Source organism: Acinetobacter sp. Q85-2, from assembly GCF_013420555.1.
GTDB lineage: Bacteria > Pseudomonadota > Gammaproteobacteria > Pseudomonadales > Moraxellaceae > Acinetobacter > Acinetobacter indicus.
On sequence record NZ_VOXW01000007.1, the window covers coordinates 20,518 to 42,396 of the forward strand.

Sequence of the window (21,879 nt, forward strand, 5' to 3'; positions counted from 1 at the left end):
CTCTGTGGCTTCCTTAGTCCGGAAGTTTAAAGTCGGTTACAGATTCACGTAATGATTCCGCCATGCTGGCCAGTTCAGAAACCGAACGTGCCGTATCGAAGGTTGCTGTCGTGGTTTGCGACGTAATTTCCTGTACGACGTTCATCGTGGTCGCAATATGACCCGCCGAAGCCGACTGCAGTTTCGCAGCGTCAGAAATGTTGGCAATCAGTTTCGCCAGGTTATTCGATACAGTCTGAATTTCATCCAGTGCCACACCGGCATCCTTGGTCAAGTTCGCACCACGAACAACCTCAGAGGTGGTTTGTTCCATCGAAATTACCGCTTCGTTGGTATCGGTCTGAATGGTTTTAACCAGGGTTTCAATCTGCTTGGTTGCAGATGCTGAACGTTCCGCAAGACGCTGTACTTCGTCGGCTACGACCGCGAAACCACGACCTGCTTCACCGGCCATCGACGCCTGAATTGCTGCGTTTAAAGCCAGAATGTTAGTCTGGTCGGCAATATCGTTAATCAGGGCAACGATGTTACCAATTTCCTGCGAAGATTCACCCAGACGTTTAATACGTTTCGAGGTTTCCTGAATCTGCTCACGAATGATATCCATACCCTGAATTGAACGGTTTACAACTTCCGCACCATTCGATGCAATTTGTACTGAACGTTCCGCAACCGCTGCAGATTCTTCGGCGTTGGTAGATACCTGGTCAATCGACATCGCCATTTCGTTAATCGCGGCAGATGCACCGGCAATTTCCTGCGCCTGGTGTTCAGATGCTTCGGCCAGCTGGTTGGTAATTTCCTGAGTATTGGCGGTATAACGCGCTACTTCGTGAGAAGTTTCATGAATACGCGATACCAGGTCACGTAACTGGTCAATTGCGAAGTTAATCGAGTCGGCAATCGCACCGGTAAAGTCTTCCGATACGGTCGCGTATGAACGCAAGTCACCATCCGCCAGGTCGGCAATTTCATCCAGTAAACGTAAAATCGCGTTCTGGTTACGGTCATATTCGTCTTGCAGACGGGTTACACGTTGTTTATCGGATTGACCACGTAACGTCAGTAATTTGAATACCAGTACCAGGAAGACCAATAAGCTGGCAATTAACAGTACGGCCGGAATAATGACTGCCGGGCCTGCACCGCTGGATAATTTGTTTAACTGGTTTAACAGCTCATCTGACTGACTGAAAATGTCCGATGCAGCCTGACGTACACGTACAATCTGCGCCGAGTTATTTAATACCGTTGCCGATGCAGATTTTAAAACGTCATCATATTCAAACTGGATGCCTTCTAAAGCTTCACGTAGGCCTGGGTCAGCAATACGCTGTACACCGAGCTCTGCACTACCGTTCAGCTGGGCATTCAAGTAAGCACCGAATGTCTCGGTATCGGCACTGAAGTCATCGGCAGATTCACGCGAGTTTTCTGAACCGGTTAATACCGAGCTGATTGAACGCAGGATACGTTCTGCAATGAACACCTGGTTCTTGGCAATAACCACCTGGCTACTTGGCATGTCCTGACGTGCCATCTGGTCAACCATCAGGTTATATTCGGCCTGAATCCCCGGAATGGTTTCACTGATCGCGATGTTGGTGTCATACAGTTTGCTAATAATAGCCTGTTGCGAGCTGATCGCATCAATATTCTGAGAAACTTTGGCCCAGTCGGCTTCAACTTTTTCCAGCTCGGCCGAGTTACTGCCAATATCTTTTACCGTTTCCAGATTTTCTTTAAAGCTTTGTTGTGACTGGGTCAGCTTCTGGATCGATTCTTTGGTGCCTGAAGCAGTGGCTTCAGTGGCCTGACGTGAAATGGTCTGCGATAACAAACGTAATTCACCCAGACTCTGGGTTAACTGGTTGGTACGCGGTACGCTATAGAATAAAGACAAAAGACTGATAATCGAGACCAACAGCGCAACTGCGGCAATGAAAATAAGTGGCTTTGATTTATTGGTATCACCGAATACACCCGCAAACTGGTCAATTTGCGTCTGTAATTTTGCGACTGATGCCGAACCGCTTTTGCGGTTGGTTCCATCGCCTGAGTTTTTCTTTTTAAGTTTAAAGCCCATGCAGCTTCTCCCCGATTTTCGCCTTTATATATGCGTACGCGATAGTTAATTTATAAATTTTATAGATGCGTTCATAAATTTTGGGTTTTGCAATAAACGACTAAATAAGAAAATATGCCATTGCTGGTTATGCTGGTGGAAATACCCCTGACAATATTCTTGTAAATTACTATCTAAATCATTGTGTTTAGAAAAGAAACTTTTCTTATTAAAGTGTTGGATCCCCAAAACTTGATCTACAACCAAACCGACATAATGGTCTTGATGACTAATACACATTACTTTTTGAGTCGGTGAATAAGCACTGCTATGTCCAGAAACATAATGTGCCAAGTCTGAAACTGAGAGTAATCGGCCCCGGATATTGGCCAGCCCCATGACCCAGTTCTGGGTGTTGGGTACCGGCGTATATTTTGGTGGATAGATAACCTCAGTGACTTCCCCCAACGGGGCAACGAAATATTGCCCCATCATCTCAAACGCAATGCCAGACCATCGGTTTACTTCATTTTCAGTTGTAACGTAGTTTTTATTTCCCCGTTTAGACAACCGAAGTAATTCGATAAATCCATTTGCGGCCATAAGTTATCCTGCATTCAGGTGTTGATTAATAACATCTATTAATTGTTGTTCATCTACAGGTTTAGTCAGATAATCGCTGGCACCCTGACGTTTCCCCCAAACGCGGTCAGTGGCTTGGTCTTTGGTACTCACGATCACAATTGGAATATGCTTGGTGGTATCCCCACGGGCAATTTGACGGGTCGCCTGGAAACCGTTTACACCCGGCATCACCACATCCATCAGCACCAAGTCAGGAAGCTCGGCCTGTGCCATGGTCACCCCGTCTGCACCATTGGCTGCTTCAAGCACTTCAAAACCATGCTTGGTCAGAATTTCTTTGAAGCGGAATGTTTCTGTTGGAGAATCATCTACAATTAAAATACGTGCCATCTTTATATTCCCCGAGTTATGCGCTTACGTGATTACGAATCGCGTTTAAAAGCTCATCTTTACTAAAAGGTTTGGTTAAATATTCATCTGAACCCACCACGCGGCCTTTGGCCTGATCGAACAGACCATCTTTACTGGACAGCATGATGACTGGAATATTCTGGTAGTTTTGCGAGTTTTTAATTAATGCGCAGGTTTGATAGCCATCTAGACGTGGCATCATGATGTCAACAAAAACGATATCCGGATTTGCATCGGCAATTTTAGACAATGCTTCAAAACCGTCGACGGCAGTGACCACTTCATAGCCTTCACGCTGTAATAAAGTTTCAGCTGTACGACGAATGGTTTTTGAATCATCAATCACCATGACTTTTAGATTTTGGAGTTTATCGTCCATTTAATGACCCTTCCCATTTTGTTTGTACAAGCAATTCGGTGTAGTAGAATTTTATTTACATAATTATGGTTATTTTTAACATATCTTTACTTTAGGTTTCAATGAACAGTTTTTGCCCAAACCTACACTTTATAGAAACTTTGTATAACTGCTTCACACTTTTCCATGACCATTGATTTTTTTTTGTCTATTGTATTTTTTAAATTTCTGATTCTGGTCTAATATAACAGTTTAAAGACTTAAAAATAAGTAAATTAGTCAACTTTATCTCGGGGAAGCTTGTGCGTACTTTTTTTCAAAAAGCTCTCACAAAAAGGGCGCATACATCATTGTTCAGTAAATCATTACTGGGCTTGCTGCTGGCTTTACAGATGGGACAGCTGTCTGCCAATACCGATAACAAGCCGGCCTGGTATCGCTACTACGATAAAAACGGCGTGGCCAATATCAGCAGTAACGTTACGCCAAACCATATCCGCTATGGCTATGAGGCGCTGGACCGCAATATGCAGGTGATTCAGCGCGCGCGTCCCTATAATAGCGAAACCGATGCCCGTCAGGCGCCACAACGTGCCGCGCAGGCCCGTCAGCGCGAGCAGGATTTAAAACTAAAACAGGCCTATACCAACAGTCATATTGCTACCCAGCAACGTGACAATGCGCTGGCACATATTAAAAAGCAGATTGCCTTTCAGCAGGAACAGTTAAAACAATTACAGAATGACCGGATTGTGTTTAAACGTCAGGAAATGGAATATCTGCGCAAAGTCAAACCGGTCCCGGAACAGCTGAAAAACAATTTAAACAACAACCTGACCAACTTAAATCAGAAAAGACAGCAGATTCAATCGTTACAAACGAGCTATCGAAAAACACAGGCAGAATACGACAGAATTATTACTCGCTTAAAAGCACTTGAATAAAGTGAAGTTTTTAATTGAATTGTCATGTGACAAGAAAAATAAGGATAAATATGCATGCGACCAGCACCGCGTATATCACATACTTCTACCCGTTTTCGCACGCCCCTGCTCGGCTTCAGTACACTTTGCCTGTGTCTACTACTGACCGCCTGCCAGAACTCAGAACCGGAACAGGCCCGTAGCGAACCAGAAACCATTGAACTGATTCAGGATGATGTGGTGGCCGTACAAACCGGTGACTCGGTGTCCAAAACTGCCTTTACCGGCACCATCCGTGCCGTACAACACAGCAGCATTCAGGCACAGGTCACTGCCACCGCCAGTACAGTCAATGCGCAAGTGGGCCAGCGGGTTAGCAAAGGTCAGGTGCTGGTCCGTTTAAACAATCAGGATAATGCCGCACGTCTGGCACAAGCACGCGCCAACCTTGCCTCCACGCAGGCACAAGCCAATCAGGCCCGGGTGATGATGGAGCGTAAACGTCGCCTGCTGAATCAGGGCTTTATTTCCAAAGTCGAATATGAACAAAGTCAGGTCGATTATCGTGCCCAGCTGGAAAATGTCCGTGCCCAGCAGGCCAACGTCGATATTGCCGAAAAAGCCGATCGCGATGGCACCATTCTCAGCCCGATTAGCGGGGTGATTACCCAGCGTCAGGTCGAACCTGGCCAGACGGTTTCTGCCGGCCAGACCCTGTTTGAAATTGTTAATCCGGACCAGCTGGAAATTCAGGCCAAACTGCCAAGTGACCAGCAGTCTGCACTCAAGGTCGGCCAAAAGATTGAATATAAAATTCAGGGCAATCCGGCCCAACTGACCGCCACCTTAAGCCGGGTATCTCCGATTGCCGATCTGGCCAGCCGTCAGATCGAGTTTTTTGCCACACCCAATGAATCCATCAACTCGCTCAGCATCGGCGCCTTTGTTGAAGGCAATATTATTTCGTCCAACTCGATTTCCGGTCAGCTGATTCCTTTAGACACCATTCAGGATATACAAAACAAACCTTATGTCTGGGTCATTCGCCAGAACAAGATTGTCCGGGTCGATATTCACGTGCTCGAGCAGCGCTATAGTGACAATACCGCTATTGTAAGCGGATTGCAGGCCAGCGATTTAGTGAGTCGGGTCAAATTTAGTCCGCAGAATGAACAGCAACCGGTCAGCATCAGCCAGACCGCCGAAAACGCCTCAGGATAGAAAACTATGTGGTTTACCCGAATTAGTGTCAAATATCCCGTTTTTACGGTCATGATGATGCTGTGTCTGATGGTGCTGGGCCTGGCTTCCTGGCAGCGTATGGGCGTTGAAGAATTTCCGGATGTCGACTTTCCGTTTGTGGTGGTCTATACCAACTATCCGGGCGCCTCGCCGGAAACGGTTGAATCTGAAATTACCAAGAAAATGGAAGATCAGATCAACACCATTTCCGGTCTCAAACAGGTGATTTCCCAGTCCAGTGAGGGCCTTTCCACCATTATTGCCGAGTTCAATCTGGATGTATCTTCTGCCGTAGCAGCGCAGGATGTACGCGATAAAATTGCCAGTGTCACTGCCGAATTCCGCGATGAAATCCAGGACCCGGTGGTGGAGCGCTACGACCCGACGGCCAACGCGATTATGTCGATTGTGTTTGAATCCGAGCAGATGTCACTGCGTGATTTAAGTGCTTATCTGGACCAGCGCATTGTGCCGCAACTGCGCACCGTACCGGGAGTGGGAACAGTCAATTTACTCGGTGATGCACAGCGCCAGATCCGGATTGAAGTACAACCAGAAAAACTGCAAAGTTTCGGGATTGGCGTAGATCAGGTCATCAACACCCTAAAAGCAGAAAATGTTGAAGTGCCGGGCGGCACCCTGAAACAGGCCAACAGCGAGCTGGTGGTTGAAATTAACTCCAAGGTTATCCATCCGCTGGCCTTTGGGGACCTGATTATTGCCAATAAAAATGGTGCACCGATTTATCTGAAACAGGTCGCTGACATTCAGGATAGCCAGGCCGAGCTAGAGTCCAGTGCCTTTTTAGATGGCAAAACTGCGGTTGCGGTGGATATTCTGCGCAGTTCAGATTCTAATGTCATTGAGGTGGTCGATAACACCTATAAAGTGCTGGATGACCTTCAGCAACAATTGCCTGAGGGCACCACAGCCAAAGTGGTGGTCGACAGTTCCAAAGGCATTCGCGGCAGTATCCGTGATGTGGCCCGGACCATTATTGAAGGTGCAGCGCTGGCAGTACTGATCGTCCTGCTGTTTTTAGGCTCTTTCCGCTCCACCGCCATTACCGGCCTGACCCTGCCAATTGCCCTGCTCGGCACACTGACCTTTATCTGGGCCTTTGGTTTTACCATCAACATGATGACCTTACTGGCCCTGTCTTTAAGTATTGGTCTGCTAATTGATGACGCGATTGTGGTGCGGGAAAATATTGTCCGTCATGCCGACATGGGCAAAGATCATGTTAGCGCAGCGCTGGATGGTACCAAAGAAATTGGTCTGGCAGTTCTGGCCACCACCCTGACCATTGTTGCGGTATTCCTGCCGGTGGCCTTTATGGGCGGGATTATTGGCCGTTTCTTCTATCAGTTTGGGGTCACGGTCAGTACCGCAGTTTTAATTTCCATGTTTGTTAGCTTTACCCTGGACCCGATGCTGTCGGCACACTGGGCCGAGCGTAAAAACCCCAACAAACAGCCAGGCCGGGTGAAACGTTTCCTGAACTGGATTTCCAACAAACTGGACAATCTCAGTCATGTCTATGAAAAGCTGCTGAAACTGGCCTTACGCTTCCGCCTGATTACCCTACTGATTGCGGTGGCCTCGTTATTTGGCGCACTCGGTTTATCCAAACTGATTGGTACCGAATTTGTACCGGTGCCGGACAAAGGTGAAATCCGGATTAAGTTTGAAACTCCGGTGGATGCCTCGCTGGAATATTCACAGGCCAAACTGAAACAGGTCGATCAGATTATTCGCCAGCATCCACAGGTTATTTCTACCTATGGTTCGGTTAACAGTCTGACTGACCGCGGTAAAAACCATGTCAATTTACGCGTGAAGGTTACACCGCGCAATGAGCGTAAACAGACCCTAACCGAGCTGAACAATGAATTCCGTGAACGGCTGCAAACCGTGGCTGGCATTCGCGTCACCTCGGTGGCCTCGGCAGATGAAACCGTATCGGGCGGGCAAAAACCGGTGATGATTTCGATTAAAGGGCCGGATTTAAACCAGCTACAACAGATTTCCGACCGCTTTATGCTGGAAATTGCCAAAGTAGACGGTATTGTCGATCTGGAAAGCTCCTTGAAAGAACCGAAACCAACACTGGAAGTGCAAATCAACCGGGTACTGGCCAGTGATTTAGGCCTCTCTGTGAACCAGATTGCCAACGTGATTCGTCCGCTGATTGCCGGCGATGACGTCACCACCTGGCAAGATGAAAACGGCGAAACCTATGATGTAAATGTCCGTCTGACTGAAGACCGCCGCAGCCTGCCGGGTGATGTCCAGCAAATGTCGCTGACCTCACAAAAAACCGATGCCAATGGTCAAGCCATTCTGGTGCCGTTGGCCAGTGTGGCCAGCTTTGAAGAAAACCTCGGCGCTTCACAGATTAACCGTCGTGATCTGGCCCGTGAGGTTCTGGTCGAAGCCAATACCGCAGGTCGCCCAGCTGGTGATATTGGCCGGGACATTGAAGCCATTCAAAACAACTTTGAATTGCCGCCGGGTTACAGCTTCGATACCCAAGGTTCCAATGCCGATATGGCTGAATCTGCGGGTTATGCACTGACCGCCATCACCCTGTCGATTGTGTTTATTTACATTGTGCTGGGCTCGCAATTTAACAGCTTTATTCACCCAGCTGCGATTATGGCCTCGTTGCCACTGTCGCTGATTGGGGTGTTTTTGGCGCTGTTCCTGCTGAACTCCACCATGAACCTGTTCTCGATTATCGGGATTATCATGCTGATGGGACTGGTCACCAAGAACGCCATCCTGCTGATCGACTTTATTAAAAAGGCCATGGACAGAGGTGAGCCGCGTTATGAGGCGATTATTCAGGCCGGTAAAACCCGTTTACGCCCGATTCTAATGACCACGTCTGCCATGGTAATGGGCATGGTCCCGCTGGCACTCGGTCTGGGTGAAGGCGGCGAACAGAGTGCCCCCATGGCCCATGCGGTAATTGGCGGGGTGATTACCTCGACCCTGCTCACGCTGGTGGTGGTGCCCGTCATCTTCACCTATCTGGATGATTTCAAGAATTTCATGCTGCGCCAAAGCCGCAAATTGATGTCTTGAGTCAGAAGAAAACACAATGAGGTGACATTCCGAATGTTCACCTCATTTTTTTATCGTATAATCTCTGCTTTCACGATTAATTATCAGGACAGTTTCCATGCGCGCGAGTCGCTTTTTGTTTGCTACGTTAAGAGAAACCCCAAATGATGCTGAAGTGATTTCACATCAGCTCATGTTACGTGCGGGGATGATCCGTAAATTGGCTTCAGGTCTGTATACCTGGTTGCCGATGGGGGTACGCGTATTAAATAAAGTCGAAGCGATTGTCCGTGAAGAAATGAACCGCGCCGGCGCTTTAGAAACCTTTATGCCAGTGACCCAGCCTGCATCTTTGTGGGAAGAATCGGGCCGTTATGTGCAATATGGTCCGGAATTACTGCGTTTTACCGACCGTCACAACAACCCGTTTGTGCTGGGCCCAACCCATGAAGAAGTGATTACCGATCTGGCACGCACTGAGCTGAAAAGTTACAAACAGCTGCCAATGAACTTCTATCAGATTCAGACCAAATTCCGTGACGAAATCCGTCCACGTTTCGGGGTGATGCGTTCACGTGAATTCATCATGAAAGATGCCTATTCTTTCCACGTTGATCAGGCTTCTTTGCAAGAAACCTATGATGTCATGTATGACACCTACTGCCGGATCTTTAGCCGTCTTGGTCTGGATTTCCGTCCGGTACAGGCCGATACCGGCTCAATTGGTGGTTCAGGTTCCCATGAATTCCACGTTCTGGCAGACAGCGGTGAAGATGATATCGCCTTCTCGACTGAATCGGATTACGCAGCCAATATTGAAATGGCGGAAGCGATTCTGGTCGGTGAGCGCGCAGCGCCAAGCCAAGCCTTAACTGTTGTAGATACTCCAAATCAAAAGACCATCGCGGATGTATCAAGCTTCCTCGGTACTGATCCTGCGCATTCTGTTAAAGCTTTACTGGTACAAGGCATTGCCGATGAAAATGGCACTGTTCCGGTGATTGCCCTGTTCCTGCGCGGTGACCATGAACTGAATGAAATTAAAGCTGAAAAACATCCTTTAATTGCAGCGCCATTAACCTTCGCTACTGAAGAGCAAATTGCTGCGCTTGGTCTGACCGCTGGTTTTGTAGGTCCACAAGGCTTGGTTGAAAAAGGCATGACCGTGATTGTCGATCGTGCTGCTTCTGTCTTGTCTGACTTTGTTGCAGGTGCCAACGCCGCAGATCAACACGCTACGGGTGTGAACTGGGAGCGTGATGCACAGTTTACTGAAGTCTATGACCTACGTAATGTGGTGGAAGGCGATCCATCTCCAGATGGTAAAGGTGTACTTCAAATTAAACGCGGAATTGAAGTGGGCCATATTTTCCAGCTGGGCCAAAAATATTCTGAAGCACTGAACTGTAAAGTGTTAGGCGAAGATGGCAAACCATTTGTAGTGACCATGGGCTGTTATGGTATTGGTGTGACCCGTGTCGTGGCTTCTGCAATTGAACAGAATTATGATGAGAAAGGGATTATCTGGCCAGCTGCCATTGCTCCATTTGAAGTCGCAATTGTACCAATGAATGCACACAAGTCACCGCGCACATTAGAAGCTGCAGAAGCCTTATATGCAGAATTAAGTGCTGCCGGTTATGATGTACTACTGGATGACCGTAATGAACGCCCAGGAGTGAAATTCTCTGATCTGGAGTTAACCGGTATTCCACACCGTATTGTGATTGGTGAAAAAGGTTTAGATGCGGGTACTTTTGAATATAAAGGTCGCCGTGATGCTGAATCAACCAACTTAAGCAAAGATGAGTTATTGGCGAAGCTCGCAAAATAATAAGTCTTTGTATATAAAAAATCCCGCTTCGGCGGGATTTTTTAGTTTTAAGGCTTAGCAGAACTTCATACTTCCATAGCAATTACGGTATGGTTGCTCAAGCATTGTAATATTCCCTTGAGCAGCCAAACCGGTTTGTACAATATTGGACATTAAGGTAGTTAAAGGCTGATTAATATTAATCGTAAAAGCATCTTCTAAATACATTGACCATCCCTTGGTTGCTTTTGCATCCTCAGCAAAACCAGGGAAACGAATACCATTCCCTAAAGAAGTTAAGGCAATACCAAACAAGTTAGAGTCAACATCAATTTGATGTACATTGCCTAAATTATAAGGCAAGACATAGGCATTTAATAAATTGGTGAGTTTAGTACTATAAGCACCATCCAGCTCCAAAGTACCTTGCTCAGGAACAGGAAGATTTAAACCTTTTAATGTTTCCTGTTTCATATAAATTTTAATTCCTGTACGTAATAAAGGCAATAACGTATTTCCAATCGTGTCTGTACCAATAGCACTACACTTGCCAGGATCATGACCGGTACACATTTGGTTAATTGTCAGATTTTGTACAACATCATCGACCAAGCTTCCTAATTGCAAACCATGGATTTGTACTTGGGTCATACGATTTCCGTTTGCGACAATACCTAAGTTTTCCCGTTGAGCTGCTGCTGTATTAATCGTCTGGTCACGATATTCCACAGTTACAGAACCAAAAAGAAGATTAAGGATTTCAGCATTTTTAACCCCTAAATATGCACTTGCTTCATATTGTTGCTTTTTACCACCAGCAAGACGACCATAATCACCAACGAAATCTTGAGAATACTTTGAAGCATCTGCATCGGAACAGTTTGCTGTTCCCTGCTTACAGGTAACCGCCACATTGGTTTGTGCCTGAATATATAAATTATTGATTCCAGTTAAATAACCACTAAAATTATTCATAGCACCAATGCTCATCGGGCCTTGGGCTTTATCCGCACCCACTCTTACCCCGACCACTTCACGAGTTGCAGCTTGGTCGCCTCCTTTGATCGCAAATTGGAAAAAGGGATTCGTTAAGACAAAATCTCTTAACTCTTTTTGATTACTTAAACTGTTATCAAAATCTTGGCCTTTGGGCTGTCCTGCAATATTGGTAGGTAAGGTAATACAATTTCCACTCGCGCCCACCACACAGCCCAATGACAGTGCAGAGATATCAATATCACAAGCACCCGCACCATTTTCACCGCCACAGCCAAGTTGCAAGGATTTAATATTGGCATTTAGTGATAACTCAGCATCAATTCCCAGTTTAAAAAAATCTAAACCTTGACTAGCATCTGTTTCTTTCACGACAGAAAATAGAGCCTGTCCTGTCACATCCGATAATTCAGCATCTTCAAGCACAGATAAGGCATGACTTGTGTTCGTCATGGATAAAGCTGAACCTATAAGAGCCCACATTATTGTTTTTTTCATACTCAAATCCTTAAGCCAATTTCATCTACTTAGCGTGGTGTGATCCCTAAAGTGCTACGCATATTGCCACCAGGAATGGCAAAATCAGCAATTTTTTGCATCGTTCCAGATGGAGACATCGCCATTTCTGCTTTAAAAGCTTGTCCCAATCCAGGCTGCATTGTCGCTTTATAATTAAAGTTCACCTGATTATCCAAGACCACCGTATCTTGTTTCACTAGAACACGGGCATCTAAACCGACATGACCTTGCATTTTGTTTAAATTTACACTGGAGGTTTTAGTCCCGACGCCATTCTGGTCTTCATTAATCAGGCTGATATAACTGCCCAAAACACTTGGATCATCTTTATCTGTCTCTGCAATCGGATTAAATTCAAAATTTGCTTTTAAAGATAAAAAATTAGTATCGGGTGTGGCATTCGTGGACTCAAGACCAGGAATAATCATAAGTTCACCTTTACCATCAAGCTTGAAGGCTAAAGAAGCCAAGATGTCATCTTTTCTGGCAAAGTTATCGATAGGAACTACCCGGTTCTGGCACTCCACTTCAGCACAGTTATATAAAGAGCCAGGCAACTGACCAATTGCAATTTCAGCTTTTGCAGCCAGCAGCAAGTTATCTGCCTTGACATAAATGCCATCTTCTTCAAAACCAATCACCCCATCCGATTTCAGGTACGCATCTATATTTCTTAGGCCCGCATAATAGTTGACTTCTTCACCACTGTATTTACCGGTCGCACCATCAATAATCAGAATAGAGGTTGTACTTGGTGCACCTGTTTTCTGGTCAATACCATAGCCTTCCGTCGAAAGTGCCAGGTTATAGCCTAAACCAGAACGGTCAACGCCATTACGACTATAATTTTTTGCATACAAAGCCAGGTTGGTATTTAAGTTAAAGATTGGAATACCAATTCCCCATTCATCAGAAGTTGCGGTAATGGCATCAATTGAGTTATCTGAAATGAATCTGGCCTTACGCGCGATGGCCTGAAAATCCATACCTCGCACCGCAATAAGCGCTAAATTTTGTGCATTCTGATCAGGGCTAATGTTATAAATCAATTCTAGAGTATTACTGCCCAGCACCTTTTGCATATTCTCATTGATAATAAAGTTTAAAGATTTGGCCTGAACGGTATTAATAAAAATATCACCAAAATCAATATAGGCGTTGCGTTTAGTCAAATCATCAACATTATTACTATCACGTACTGCAAGTGGCGATAAGTTAGAAAATTCAATTGCATAGCTGCCTGTACCTGTATGCCCAATCTCGAGTGTAGTCGGAGCCCTGCCATTGAGTAGCGGGTTGCCTTCTCGGGTAAATTCGGCAGACATACCCAGATGTAAACCACCCAGACCGGCTATATCATAACCACCGGCTTGCCGTGTTGTTTCAGTCAAATCGCCTGAATTACGACTAACCGTATTAAACTTCCCAATTCCAGCCTGGTTGGCATTAATAAAGAGCTTACCATTGGTCACTGCTCCAGAAGCTCCCATACGAATCAGGTTATTCTGGCTTCCCTCTGGACCATAACGTAAATCGATATTCACCCCTGGATTGGTTGCTCCTGACCGGTTATCGGATACATTGGTCAGATCTTCTACCCGTCCTAAATTTACAATATGGTCTTGGCCAGTAGGACTGTTTTTAGTTGCCAGCACAATCCCTTCATCCTGATCCAAATACATATACCCATCTGCAGACAGGTTAAAGTTAAAATCTTTTAAGGTCAGGTTCTGGCCATTTAGACCATAAGAAATACTGGCATTTTTAAGCTCAAAATCTAAATGAGCCAGATCATTCCGGTTAAATAATCCATTACTGGTAATTAAGTTAAAACGTAGTGGTGAAATAGTATGAAAGCTTAAAGACCCCAGGTTCTGATCCGTTTGGTTATCACCACAGTTCGGCTCACAAATGAGCATGATGTTCTGAACCGTAGATTTAAATGGTGAAATACTCGCCTGGATATGCATGCCGACACCATTTGCTGTGGTACCAACGTCAACATCAAGGGTACTTTTAATATTCTGCCCCCCCGAGCTGAGCACTTCAATATCATGCATCCCCAGTTTCATACTGCCGGTATTGTGATAGTCCACCCAGTTCAATTGATCAATTGTCACCTTCGAAACTTCATGGGTAATAGAAATACCATCCTGCCCTGTCACCTGACTGAGACTACGATCAGAAATAGGCTGTAGTGCGTATGCCTGCTGAGCTAAACAGATAGATAAGGCAAGTACATTTAATTTTATTGTTTTATTCATTTCAATGTCCTTTTGAAATCCCAACGCTTAACAGCGGCTGGTTGCAGCTCCTGAGCAGTTATAACTGAAAATTTTGATATCTCCTGACAGATGCAAGTTGCCATGAACATTCAGTCCCATAAATCCCTGTTCCTGTCCCTGATCAAATGAAGGAACCTGAGAACCATTGTTATAGGTGGTATATCGGGTATTGTTTAAATAACCTTCATTACCTGACTCAACCGCCAGACTCGCAAAACCTAGATTCCTGATTTTCAGAGGATGCTTATCATAAAATTTAAGCAGCATCGCTGTTTGTGGATTTTTATCCTTATTAATAATGGTGGTGCCTTCCAAGGAGAATTTATCAATCTGAATCGTGCCTTGAATCTGTTTAAACACCAGCCACTTCTGACCATTTTCATCACGATGATTATTGGGAGAAAAAGCAAAACGGCATAACACATCATTGCTACATTCATACTGATAATTTGCCGTAGTGACCTCACCATTACTGAGTTCGGAAATATTCTTGAGACTCATGTCATTGGCATATTTATGGTTTAAAGAAAGCGTCCAGCTTAAATCGGCACCGCCCTGCCCGACCGTATTTAACAGTTCATCTTGATTTAAACTGACCAGTTGAGCAGAACTGAATGTGCTGACACAAAGAGCCAGTGGAAAACAGATTTTTTTCAGCATCTCAAATTCCCTCTTATAGTCCCGTGGTCTTAAACTTCAAGTGCTGGATCAGCACACCATCAATTGCCACCGAGCCCAAGTTCACAGGTGCTGTAGTTGCATGCGGGCTTCTAAATACCACACCGGTAGAATCGCTCGCAGTGTTGGCTTTTAACAGATTCGTGGTCGGATCACGTGTCACACTACCAATTGAAATACTGCTATGTGTTGCATTGGTTCCCTGATAGTTGGTGGTTCCTGCCCCTGAAAGTACTTGGGAAATATTAGAGCCACAATAAGCAACATTACAGGTTGAGCCTTTATAGTCAGCAGGGTTGATCTCGGTGTTATCGCCATCAATATCGGCATAATAGGTATAAATCTGTTTATAAATTTCAGGGACATTCGGAATGCGGGTCACTTCTAAAATAATATTCTGACCTTCCGAGCCCAAAATAAACGGTTGGTGCATATTGCCGAGCACTAAATTGATGTTAGGGCTATACAAATACAAACCCTCTTCAGCATGGAAAATTGGGGCTAAAGAACGGTCGAGTGCAGGCGTAACCGCGGTACCATCATTGAGGGTTGCTGTACTTATACGCAAACCTCTGGCATTGAGCAGTTCTTTATTGGCCTGGGTATTTTCATAAATTAGAGCTTCAGGATTATCATTGGTATTCAGACGGATAAGACTGGCCATACCTAAAGTCTGACTTTCTACCGCATTGGTAGAAGGCATGGTTTGAAACAGTCGAACCTGTGAACCACTTAGGCTTAGACCATTGGCCACCAATTGCAAACGAATTCGCTGATTTTTTAATAAGTCAGGATCATTGACCGCATCGGTCGTGACAGGTGCCCCCGTAATTGGGTCCACCTTGTTACTTGAGTTCCAGCTGCGTGAAAAAGCATCTAACCAAAGCCCAAGTTTAATATTATTGTCCTGATCATCAGCATCCACTTTGGCCAAAGGAGCTTCTAAAGAAATATAACTGATATCGGCCGCTGCATTCGTACTGTCAAATTGACGGATATTTTCGGCTGTACCAGCGCGAAATAACCAGGGATTCGCAGCACTGCCCCAATCAAACCCCTGATTACTATAGCGCTGGTTCATATTGTTATTGGTTTCAGAGAGCGCCAGACCATAAATAAAAATATCCGCTTTGGTTCTTTGATTGGCAGCATCAGTCTGACTGAGGGTTAAATTATCGTAATTTTCACCTACCGGAATGATGCGAATAAAACCGGTGTCATATTGTTCCGGATTATCGAGATTACGGGTATAACTTGATGCCGCAGACACATCATCCGGGCGCTGAAATACCATTTTGAAATTTTCAGGAAGCAAGGCAATCCCTTCACCTGTGGTATTTGCCAGATGTTCATCGGATAGATTCTGTAAAGCATATGCAGGAGAACTTAGCAACATCCCGACCAAGGCAGCTAAGCAACTTTTTCTAAAATTTAGGCCAATTCCATATTCAGTCATCTCGACCATCCTATTCCCAGATGCTCCGCATCATTCTTTTATTTATCCAGAACTTGGCTATTTATTTATGTGTTTTTATCCTTAAAAACATGCGATTACCAAGTCATAATTGTTGTTCATTATGCGTAATAATTTATCAATTGCAAAAAAATACAGGCCAAAAAGCCCGTTTTTCCGATGAATGAATTGGAGAAAAAACAAGCGAGCACAACGGCTCGCTTGTTTTTATTTTAAGTTTCCACTATCAGGCTTTCGGTAAGGTTACCCCGGTTTGGCCCTGATATTTACCACCACGATCTTTATAGGAGGTTTCACACACTTCGTCTGATTCAAAGAACAGCATCTGTGCAACGCCTTCACCCGCGTAAATACGTGCAGGCAGGTTGGTGGTATTAGAGAATTCCAAGGTCACATGCCCTTCCCACTCTGGTTCGAGCGGCGTGACATTGACAATAATACCGCAGCGCGCATAGGTCGATTTGCCCAGACACACGGTTAAAACATTACGTGGAATACGGAAATATTCAACTGTACGCGCCAAGGCAAACGAGTTTGGTGGAATAATGCAGACATCCGATTCGATATCAATAAAGCTTTTTTCATCAAAGTTTTTTGGATCAACAATGGCAGAATGAACATTGGTGAATACTTTAAATTCACGTGCACAACGGACGTCATAACCATAACTTGAAACGCCATAGGAAATCAGTTTGTTGCCATTTTCATCAAATCGAACCTGATTATGTGCATACGGTTCAATCATGCCGTGTTTTTCGCTCATTTCGCGAATCCAACGATCAGACTTAATTGCCATTTATTTCTATCCAAAAGCGAATGTTTTACTGCGCTGTACTTTAACTGAAATCGGCACCAATGGAAATAAGCAGGCATGAAGTCAACTTTTCTGCCCGCTGTAGATGAGGCGTTTAAGGCCTTAAAAGCGCTGAATAACTTAATGGAATTGAAAAACTGAACAGCAGCAAGGATGCTGTTTTTTGCAGATTGGCCGGATTAAGCCAGCGGATTTTATTGCTGGCCAAAAAGGAACCAATCAGGGTCCAGAAAAATGCAATGGGAATAATCAGGATCAGAAACATCAGAATATGTGCCACATAATGTGCGGCGCTGGTCCAGGCGATGGCCGGAAAAATTGCAGAAGCAAACAGCAAGGCCTTCGGATTTAGTAAAGTGGCCACAAACACTTCACGCGCGCGAATGGTCGGCTGCTGAAACTGCTGTTCGACATTGGCAGTACGCCACAACTTGATGGCCAGATAAATGATATAAACCGCACTAAACAGTTTTAGCACAGTGGGCAATAACGGTAACTGGCTCGACACCTGCCCGATTAGCATGCCCCATAGAGTAATGGAAATCAGATAACCAAAGGCTTCGGCGGGAATTAAATGAAAAGATTTACGGATGCCGACCTGAATTCCGGAAGAGGCCAGCAAGGTGTTGGTTGGACCAGGTGTCAACAAGATGGTGATCACCAAACCAATAAAAAACCATGAAATCATAGCCAGCCTCATGCGCGAATGCTGCAAATGTAATGGAGTTGCAAGGCATAGGCAAAAAATAAATTGTAACTGGCCTCATTGTGCAGCAAAACAGAGGAATTCCTCAACTAAAAACACAGTCAATTACAATATATTTATTATTAATTATCATAAACTTAAAAACATATTAAAGAATATATAACAGTCATCAAAACTGGGCCGTTCATCTCCAATAAATCAAGAGTTTTTAGTCCATTTTTACCCACCTCTAATTGTATAAATGCGTAAAAAAACTGTTCAAGTTCAAATTATTCGGTTAATTTTTAACTCAACAAGCTGCCTTAATCAGAATAACCAGAACCAGCTTTAAGTTTGAAATCTTTCAATATTTCAACAATGGATGACGATAATAATCACAGGAGAAGTCAATGAAAAAATGGACGCAACTGACCTTACTGACGCTGGCCTTAGCTGGTGTAAGTGCTTGTTCCAATGATCCGGGCCAGAACAACACCCAGGCCGATCCACAAAGCAGTGCCGCTGCTGCCGACAAACTGCAAACCCGTTTTGTCAGTATTGCCACGGGTGGTGCCTCCGGTCCCTATAACGTGATCGGGACCAGTCTGGCCGAACTGTATAACAAAACCTACGGCGTTAACTCCAAAACCCAGACCACCGGCGCTTCGGTTGAAAACCTGAACCTGCTAAAACAGAATAAAGTCGAAATGGCTTTTGTGATGAGTGATAGTCTGACCGAAGCCATTCAGGGCACAGGCAGCTTTAAAGATAAAATTGGCAATGTGCAGCAAATTGCGGCTTTATATCCTAACTATGTGCAGATTGTGGCTTCAAAAAAATCCGGGATTCGCTCTATTGAAGATTTAAAAGGCAAACGTATTGCCGTGGGTGCACAAAACTCCGGGGTGGAAGTTAATGCGCGTACCCTGCTGAATGGTTTTGGGATTAGCTATGACGATGTCAAAGTCGATTACCTAGGTTATGCCGAAGCCGCCGATGCCTTAAAAGGTGGCAAACTGGATGCGGCCTTCCTGACCAGTGGTATTCCAAATTCATCATTGATGGAACTACAACAGAGTTTTGATCTGCAACTGGTGAGTATTAATGCAGATAAAGTCAAACAGATTGCCCAGAACCAGTCTTACTTCCTGCCAATGGCAATTCCAAAAGGCACGTATGGCAATGCAGAAGATGTGCAGACCGCAGCCATTATGAATGCCTTGGTGGTACGTTCCGACCTGTCTGAAGATGATGTGTATAAGCTGACCAAAACCTTCTTTGACAATTTAGGCAATTTGGCCAATGCCCATCAGGCCGCTACCGATATTAGCCTGGAAAAAGCCCAGCAAGGTCTGGTTGCACCGCTGCATCCGGGGGCGAAACGTTATTATGATGAGGTGGCAGCACCTTAATGTTCAGCTACAAAAGTGCAGTTTGGGCTGCACTTTTTCTGTTGATGCTGGTCATCCTGCTCGGCCTGTGGTTTCCGCAAAGTTATACCTTAGTCAAGATTGAAGAGAGTCACAAAGGTCCTAACACCAGCTGTGTGATTCGCCCGCAACAGTTTCAGTTGCAGTGGCAACATTCGGTAGAAAAAACCCGCTGGCAGGAACATTATCAGCGTGAAGATCAGCATTTTATTTTAACGCATACCGACCTGGTGTCCTTTGGTGCCGGTACACCGGATCATTATCCTGTGCTGCGCCAAGCCAATGGCCAGGTACGTATGCAGGTCAATCATCATTTAAAAGAATTACATTGGACCATTTCACGCCGTATGCAAGGACAGCTCCAGATCAATCAGAAACGCTGGCCCATTGCCGAAGATTTTCCTGATTACACGGTGGTGCATTTTTCGGTACAGCAACGACCGTTCTGGAAATGGTGGGGTCAAGGAGACTGCGTATGACACAACAAGAAAAAGTAACCATTGAACAGCTGGATGAAAAAGAACAGCAGGCCCTGCTGGAAAAATTTGACCGGGAATCGGTCACGCGCCAACCTCTTAGCAAATCGGTCAGCTGGTTTATTGCTGCGATTGCCATCAGCTATTCGCTGTTTCATCTGTTTATTACCTTTAACCCGCTTCCAGAACTGCTACAACGCTCGGCGCACGTGGCCATTGGTCTGGTACTGGTGTTTTTACTTTATCCGGCACGACAGTCCAGTTCCCGCCAGCATGTGGCCTGGTTCGACTGGATTCTGGCCCTCGCCTCTCTCGCTTCATTTTTATATTTATGGAAAGAATATCAGGCCATTATGACCACTCGCGGCGGGATTCCCAATGTGCTGGATATTGTGTTTTCAATTATGACCGTGGTGCTGGTGGTCGAAGCAGCACGACGGGTCATGGGCTGGATGCTGCCAATTCTCGGGCTGATTTTCCTAGCTTATCCTTTTATCAGTCATTTTAACTGGATGCCAGAACGGTTGCTGACCCGGCCTTATACCGTGAGTGATATTTTCGGGCAGATGTATCTGAAAACCGAAGGCCTGTATTCATCGGCGATTGGCGCATCGGTGACTTTCATTTTCCTGTTTATTTTATTTGGCGCCTTTCTGGCCAAATCGGGGATGGGCAAATTATTTAATGATCTGGCCATGGCCCTGGCCGGGCATAAACAGGGTGGCCCGGCCAAGGTGGCGGTTATTTCCAGTGGCTTTATGGGCAGTATTAATGGTACGGCAGTGGCCAATGTGGTCGGTACCGGTTCCTTTACCATCCCGCTGATGAAAAAGATTGGTTATCACAAAAATTTTGCCGGCGCGGTGGAAGCCAGTGCTTCAGTCGGCGGACAGATTTTACCGCCAGTGATGGGCGCCAGTGCCTTTATTATGGCGGAAACCACCGGCGTCAGTTATGGCACCATCGCCCTAGCCGCGACCCTGCCGGCGCTGTTGTATTATTTAGGCGTGATGGCCCAAGTCCATTTTCGTGCCGGGAAAGACAACCTAAAAGGGGTACCCAAAGCAGATTTACCTCGGGTTAAAGAAGTGCTAAAAGAGCGCGGACATTTGTTGATTCCGATTGTGGCGCTGGTGTTTTTCCTGTTCCAGTCAATTCCGGTCAGTTATGCCGCGGTGTATACCATTGTGCTTACGGTTATTGTGGCAGCCTTTAGAAAATCTACCCGCATGGGAATTCGGGAGATTCTGGATGCCCTGGCCGATGGTGCCCGGCAGTCCTTATCGGTGATGGCGGCCTGTGCGGTGGTCGGGATTATCATTGGGGTGGTCAGCCTGACCAGTTTCGGTACCGTCATGACCTCATCTATTATGAGTATTGGTGCGGGCAGCCTGTTCCTGACCCTGTTCTTTACCATGCTGGCTTCCATGATTCTGGGCATGGGCCTGCCTTCAATTCCGGCCTATATCATTACCGCGACCATGGCTGCACCAGCCTTGGCCCATTTTGATATTCCGACCTTGGTAGCGCACATGTTTGTGTTCTATTTTGGTCTGTTTGCCAATATCACCCCGCCAGTGGCGCTGGCCGCCTTTGCCGGTGCCGGGATTGCTGGCGGCGACCCGATGCGGACCGGTTTTCAGGCACTGAAACTGTCACTGGCCGGTTTTATTGTGCCGTTCCTGTTTGTATATAACCCGGCCATGCTGATGATTGATACCACCAATGTGGCCGTTAATGCGCGTGAATTTGCCTTCCCGGCCTGGACCACCATTGTCAGCATTACCGTGACTTCGGTTATTGGGATTCTAGCCTTGGGCGCGGCGGTCGAGGGCTATTTCAAAACCGGTTTAAACTGGTTCTGGCGAATTTTCATGGGGGTGGGTGCCTTAATGATGATTATTCCGGAAACCTATACCGATATTGCCGGTACCATCATGGTGGTGATTGCAGTGGCTGTTAATGTGCTGCAAGCCAGAAAGCAAAAATCGACGCCATCCGGTTTATCATCTGCCTAAAATAAAAGCCCAATCTGAAGATTGAGCTTTTTTCTATT

At 45.6% G+C, this 21,879-nt stretch carries 17 protein-coding genes; 7 read left to right on the forward strand and 10 right to left on the reverse strand.

All coding sequences use genetic code 11. The features are described 5' to 3' along the window. Positions 1-13 precede the first annotated feature (13 nt). From FTT68_RS05275 to pilG, 4 genes are read right to left on the reverse strand one after another with little or no spacing between them, the layout of a single operon-like run. The gene (locus FTT68_RS05275) at positions 14-2,086 is read right to left on the reverse strand and encodes a methyl-accepting chemotaxis protein (RefSeq protein WP_180056424.1); all 2,073 of its coding nucleotides are present in this window, start codon (positions 2,084-2,086) and stop codon (positions 14-16) included. A 45-nt stretch (positions 2,087-2,131) separates the two neighbouring features. Next, a complete protein-coding gene (locus FTT68_RS05280) occupies positions 2,132-2,668 on the reverse strand; it encodes a chemotaxis protein CheW (RefSeq protein WP_005179538.1) in 537 nt (178 codons plus the stop codon). A gap of 3 nt (positions 2,669-2,671) precedes the next feature. Then, complete coding sequence (locus FTT68_RS05285; RefSeq protein WP_005179539.1) at positions 2,672-3,040, reverse strand: PleD family two-component system response regulator; 369 nt, start codon at positions 3,038-3,040, stop codon at positions 2,672-2,674. Positions 3,041-3,056: 16 nt separating this feature from the next. Then, the gene (pilG, locus tag FTT68_RS05290) at positions 3,057-3,440 is read right to left on the reverse strand and encodes a twitching motility response regulator PilG (protein ID WP_005179541.1); all 384 of its coding nucleotides are present in this window, start codon (positions 3,438-3,440) and stop codon (positions 3,057-3,059) included. A 371-nt stretch (positions 3,441-3,811) separates the two neighbouring features. Between pilG and FTT68_RS05295 the strand changes: the two genes are divergently transcribed. The 4 genes from FTT68_RS05295 to FTT68_RS05310 all read left to right on the forward strand — a co-directional run bounded on the left by FTT68_RS05295 (position 3,812) and on the right by FTT68_RS05310 (position 10,487). After that, the gene (locus tag FTT68_RS05295) at positions 3,812-4,363 is read left to right on the forward strand and encodes a hypothetical protein (protein ID WP_225876431.1); all 552 of its coding nucleotides are present in this window, start codon (positions 3,812-3,814) and stop codon (positions 4,361-4,363) included. A gap of 54 nt (positions 4,364-4,417) precedes the next feature. Further along, positions 4,418-5,563 (forward strand): efflux RND transporter periplasmic adaptor subunit, encoded by a 1,146-nt coding sequence (locus tag FTT68_RS05300; protein WP_180056423.1) that lies wholly within the window; start codon positions 4,418-4,420, stop codon positions 5,561-5,563. Positions 5,564-5,569: 6 nt separating this feature from the next. Further along, positions 5,570-8,674 (forward strand): efflux RND transporter permease subunit, encoded by a 3,105-nt coding sequence (locus FTT68_RS05305; protein WP_180056422.1) that lies wholly within the window; start codon positions 5,570-5,572, stop codon positions 8,672-8,674. A 97-nt stretch (positions 8,675-8,771) separates the two neighbouring features. Beyond that, positions 8,772-10,487, forward strand: a complete 1,716-nt coding sequence (locus FTT68_RS05310) for a proline--tRNA ligase (RefSeq protein ID WP_104469971.1) — start codon at positions 8,772-8,774, stop codon at positions 10,485-10,487. A 54-nt stretch (positions 10,488-10,541) separates the two neighbouring features. Here the strand turns inward: FTT68_RS05310 and FTT68_RS05315 are convergent, their stop codons facing one another. From FTT68_RS05315 to FTT68_RS05340, 6 genes are all read right to left on the reverse strand, one after another. Beyond that, complete coding sequence (locus FTT68_RS05315; RefSeq protein WP_180056421.1) at positions 10,542-11,960, reverse strand: hypothetical protein; 1,419 nt, start codon at positions 11,958-11,960, stop codon at positions 10,542-10,544. A gap of 29 nt (positions 11,961-11,989) precedes the next feature. Further along, a complete protein-coding gene (locus tag FTT68_RS05320; protein ID WP_180056579.1) occupies positions 11,990-14,245 on the reverse strand; it encodes a DUF6160 family protein in 2,256 nt (751 codons plus the stop codon). Between the two features lie 27 nt (positions 14,246-14,272). Then, a complete protein-coding gene (locus FTT68_RS05325) occupies positions 14,273-14,926 on the reverse strand; it encodes a hypothetical protein (RefSeq protein ID WP_180056419.1) in 654 nt (217 codons plus the stop codon). Positions 14,927-14,939: 13 nt separating this feature from the next. Further along, complete coding sequence (locus tag FTT68_RS05330; protein ID WP_180056417.1) at positions 14,940-16,400, reverse strand: hypothetical protein; 1,461 nt, start codon at positions 16,398-16,400, stop codon at positions 14,940-14,942. 244 nt (positions 16,401-16,644) lie between these two features. Then, positions 16,645-17,214, reverse strand: a complete 570-nt coding sequence (gene dcd, locus FTT68_RS05335; protein ID WP_005179553.1) for a dCTP deaminase — start codon at positions 17,212-17,214, stop codon at positions 16,645-16,647. Positions 17,215-17,326: 112 nt separating this feature from the next. Then, on the reverse strand, positions 17,327-17,920 hold the full coding sequence (locus FTT68_RS05340; RefSeq protein ID WP_180056415.1) for a LysE family translocator: 594 nt from the start codon (positions 17,918-17,920) through the stop codon (positions 17,327-17,329). Between the two features lie 407 nt (positions 17,921-18,327). Between FTT68_RS05340 and FTT68_RS05345 the strand changes: the two genes are divergently transcribed. From FTT68_RS05345 to FTT68_RS05355, 3 genes are read left to right on the forward strand one after another with little or no spacing between them, the layout of a single operon-like run. After that, the gene (locus FTT68_RS05345) at positions 18,328-19,329 is read left to right on the forward strand and encodes a TAXI family TRAP transporter solute-binding subunit (RefSeq protein ID WP_180056413.1); all 1,002 of its coding nucleotides are present in this window, start codon (positions 18,328-18,330) and stop codon (positions 19,327-19,329) included. After that, positions 19,329-19,826, forward strand: a complete 498-nt coding sequence (locus tag FTT68_RS05350) for a DUF1850 domain-containing protein (protein ID WP_005179559.1) — start codon at positions 19,329-19,331, stop codon at positions 19,824-19,826. Before FTT68_RS05345 ends, FTT68_RS05350 begins: the two co-directional genes overlap by 1 nt. Then, on the forward strand, positions 19,823-21,841 hold the full coding sequence (locus tag FTT68_RS05355; RefSeq protein WP_160242910.1) for a TRAP transporter permease: 2,019 nt from the start codon (positions 19,823-19,825) through the stop codon (positions 21,839-21,841). Before FTT68_RS05350 ends, FTT68_RS05355 begins: the two co-directional genes overlap by 4 nt. Positions 21,842-21,879: the final 38 nt, after the last annotated feature.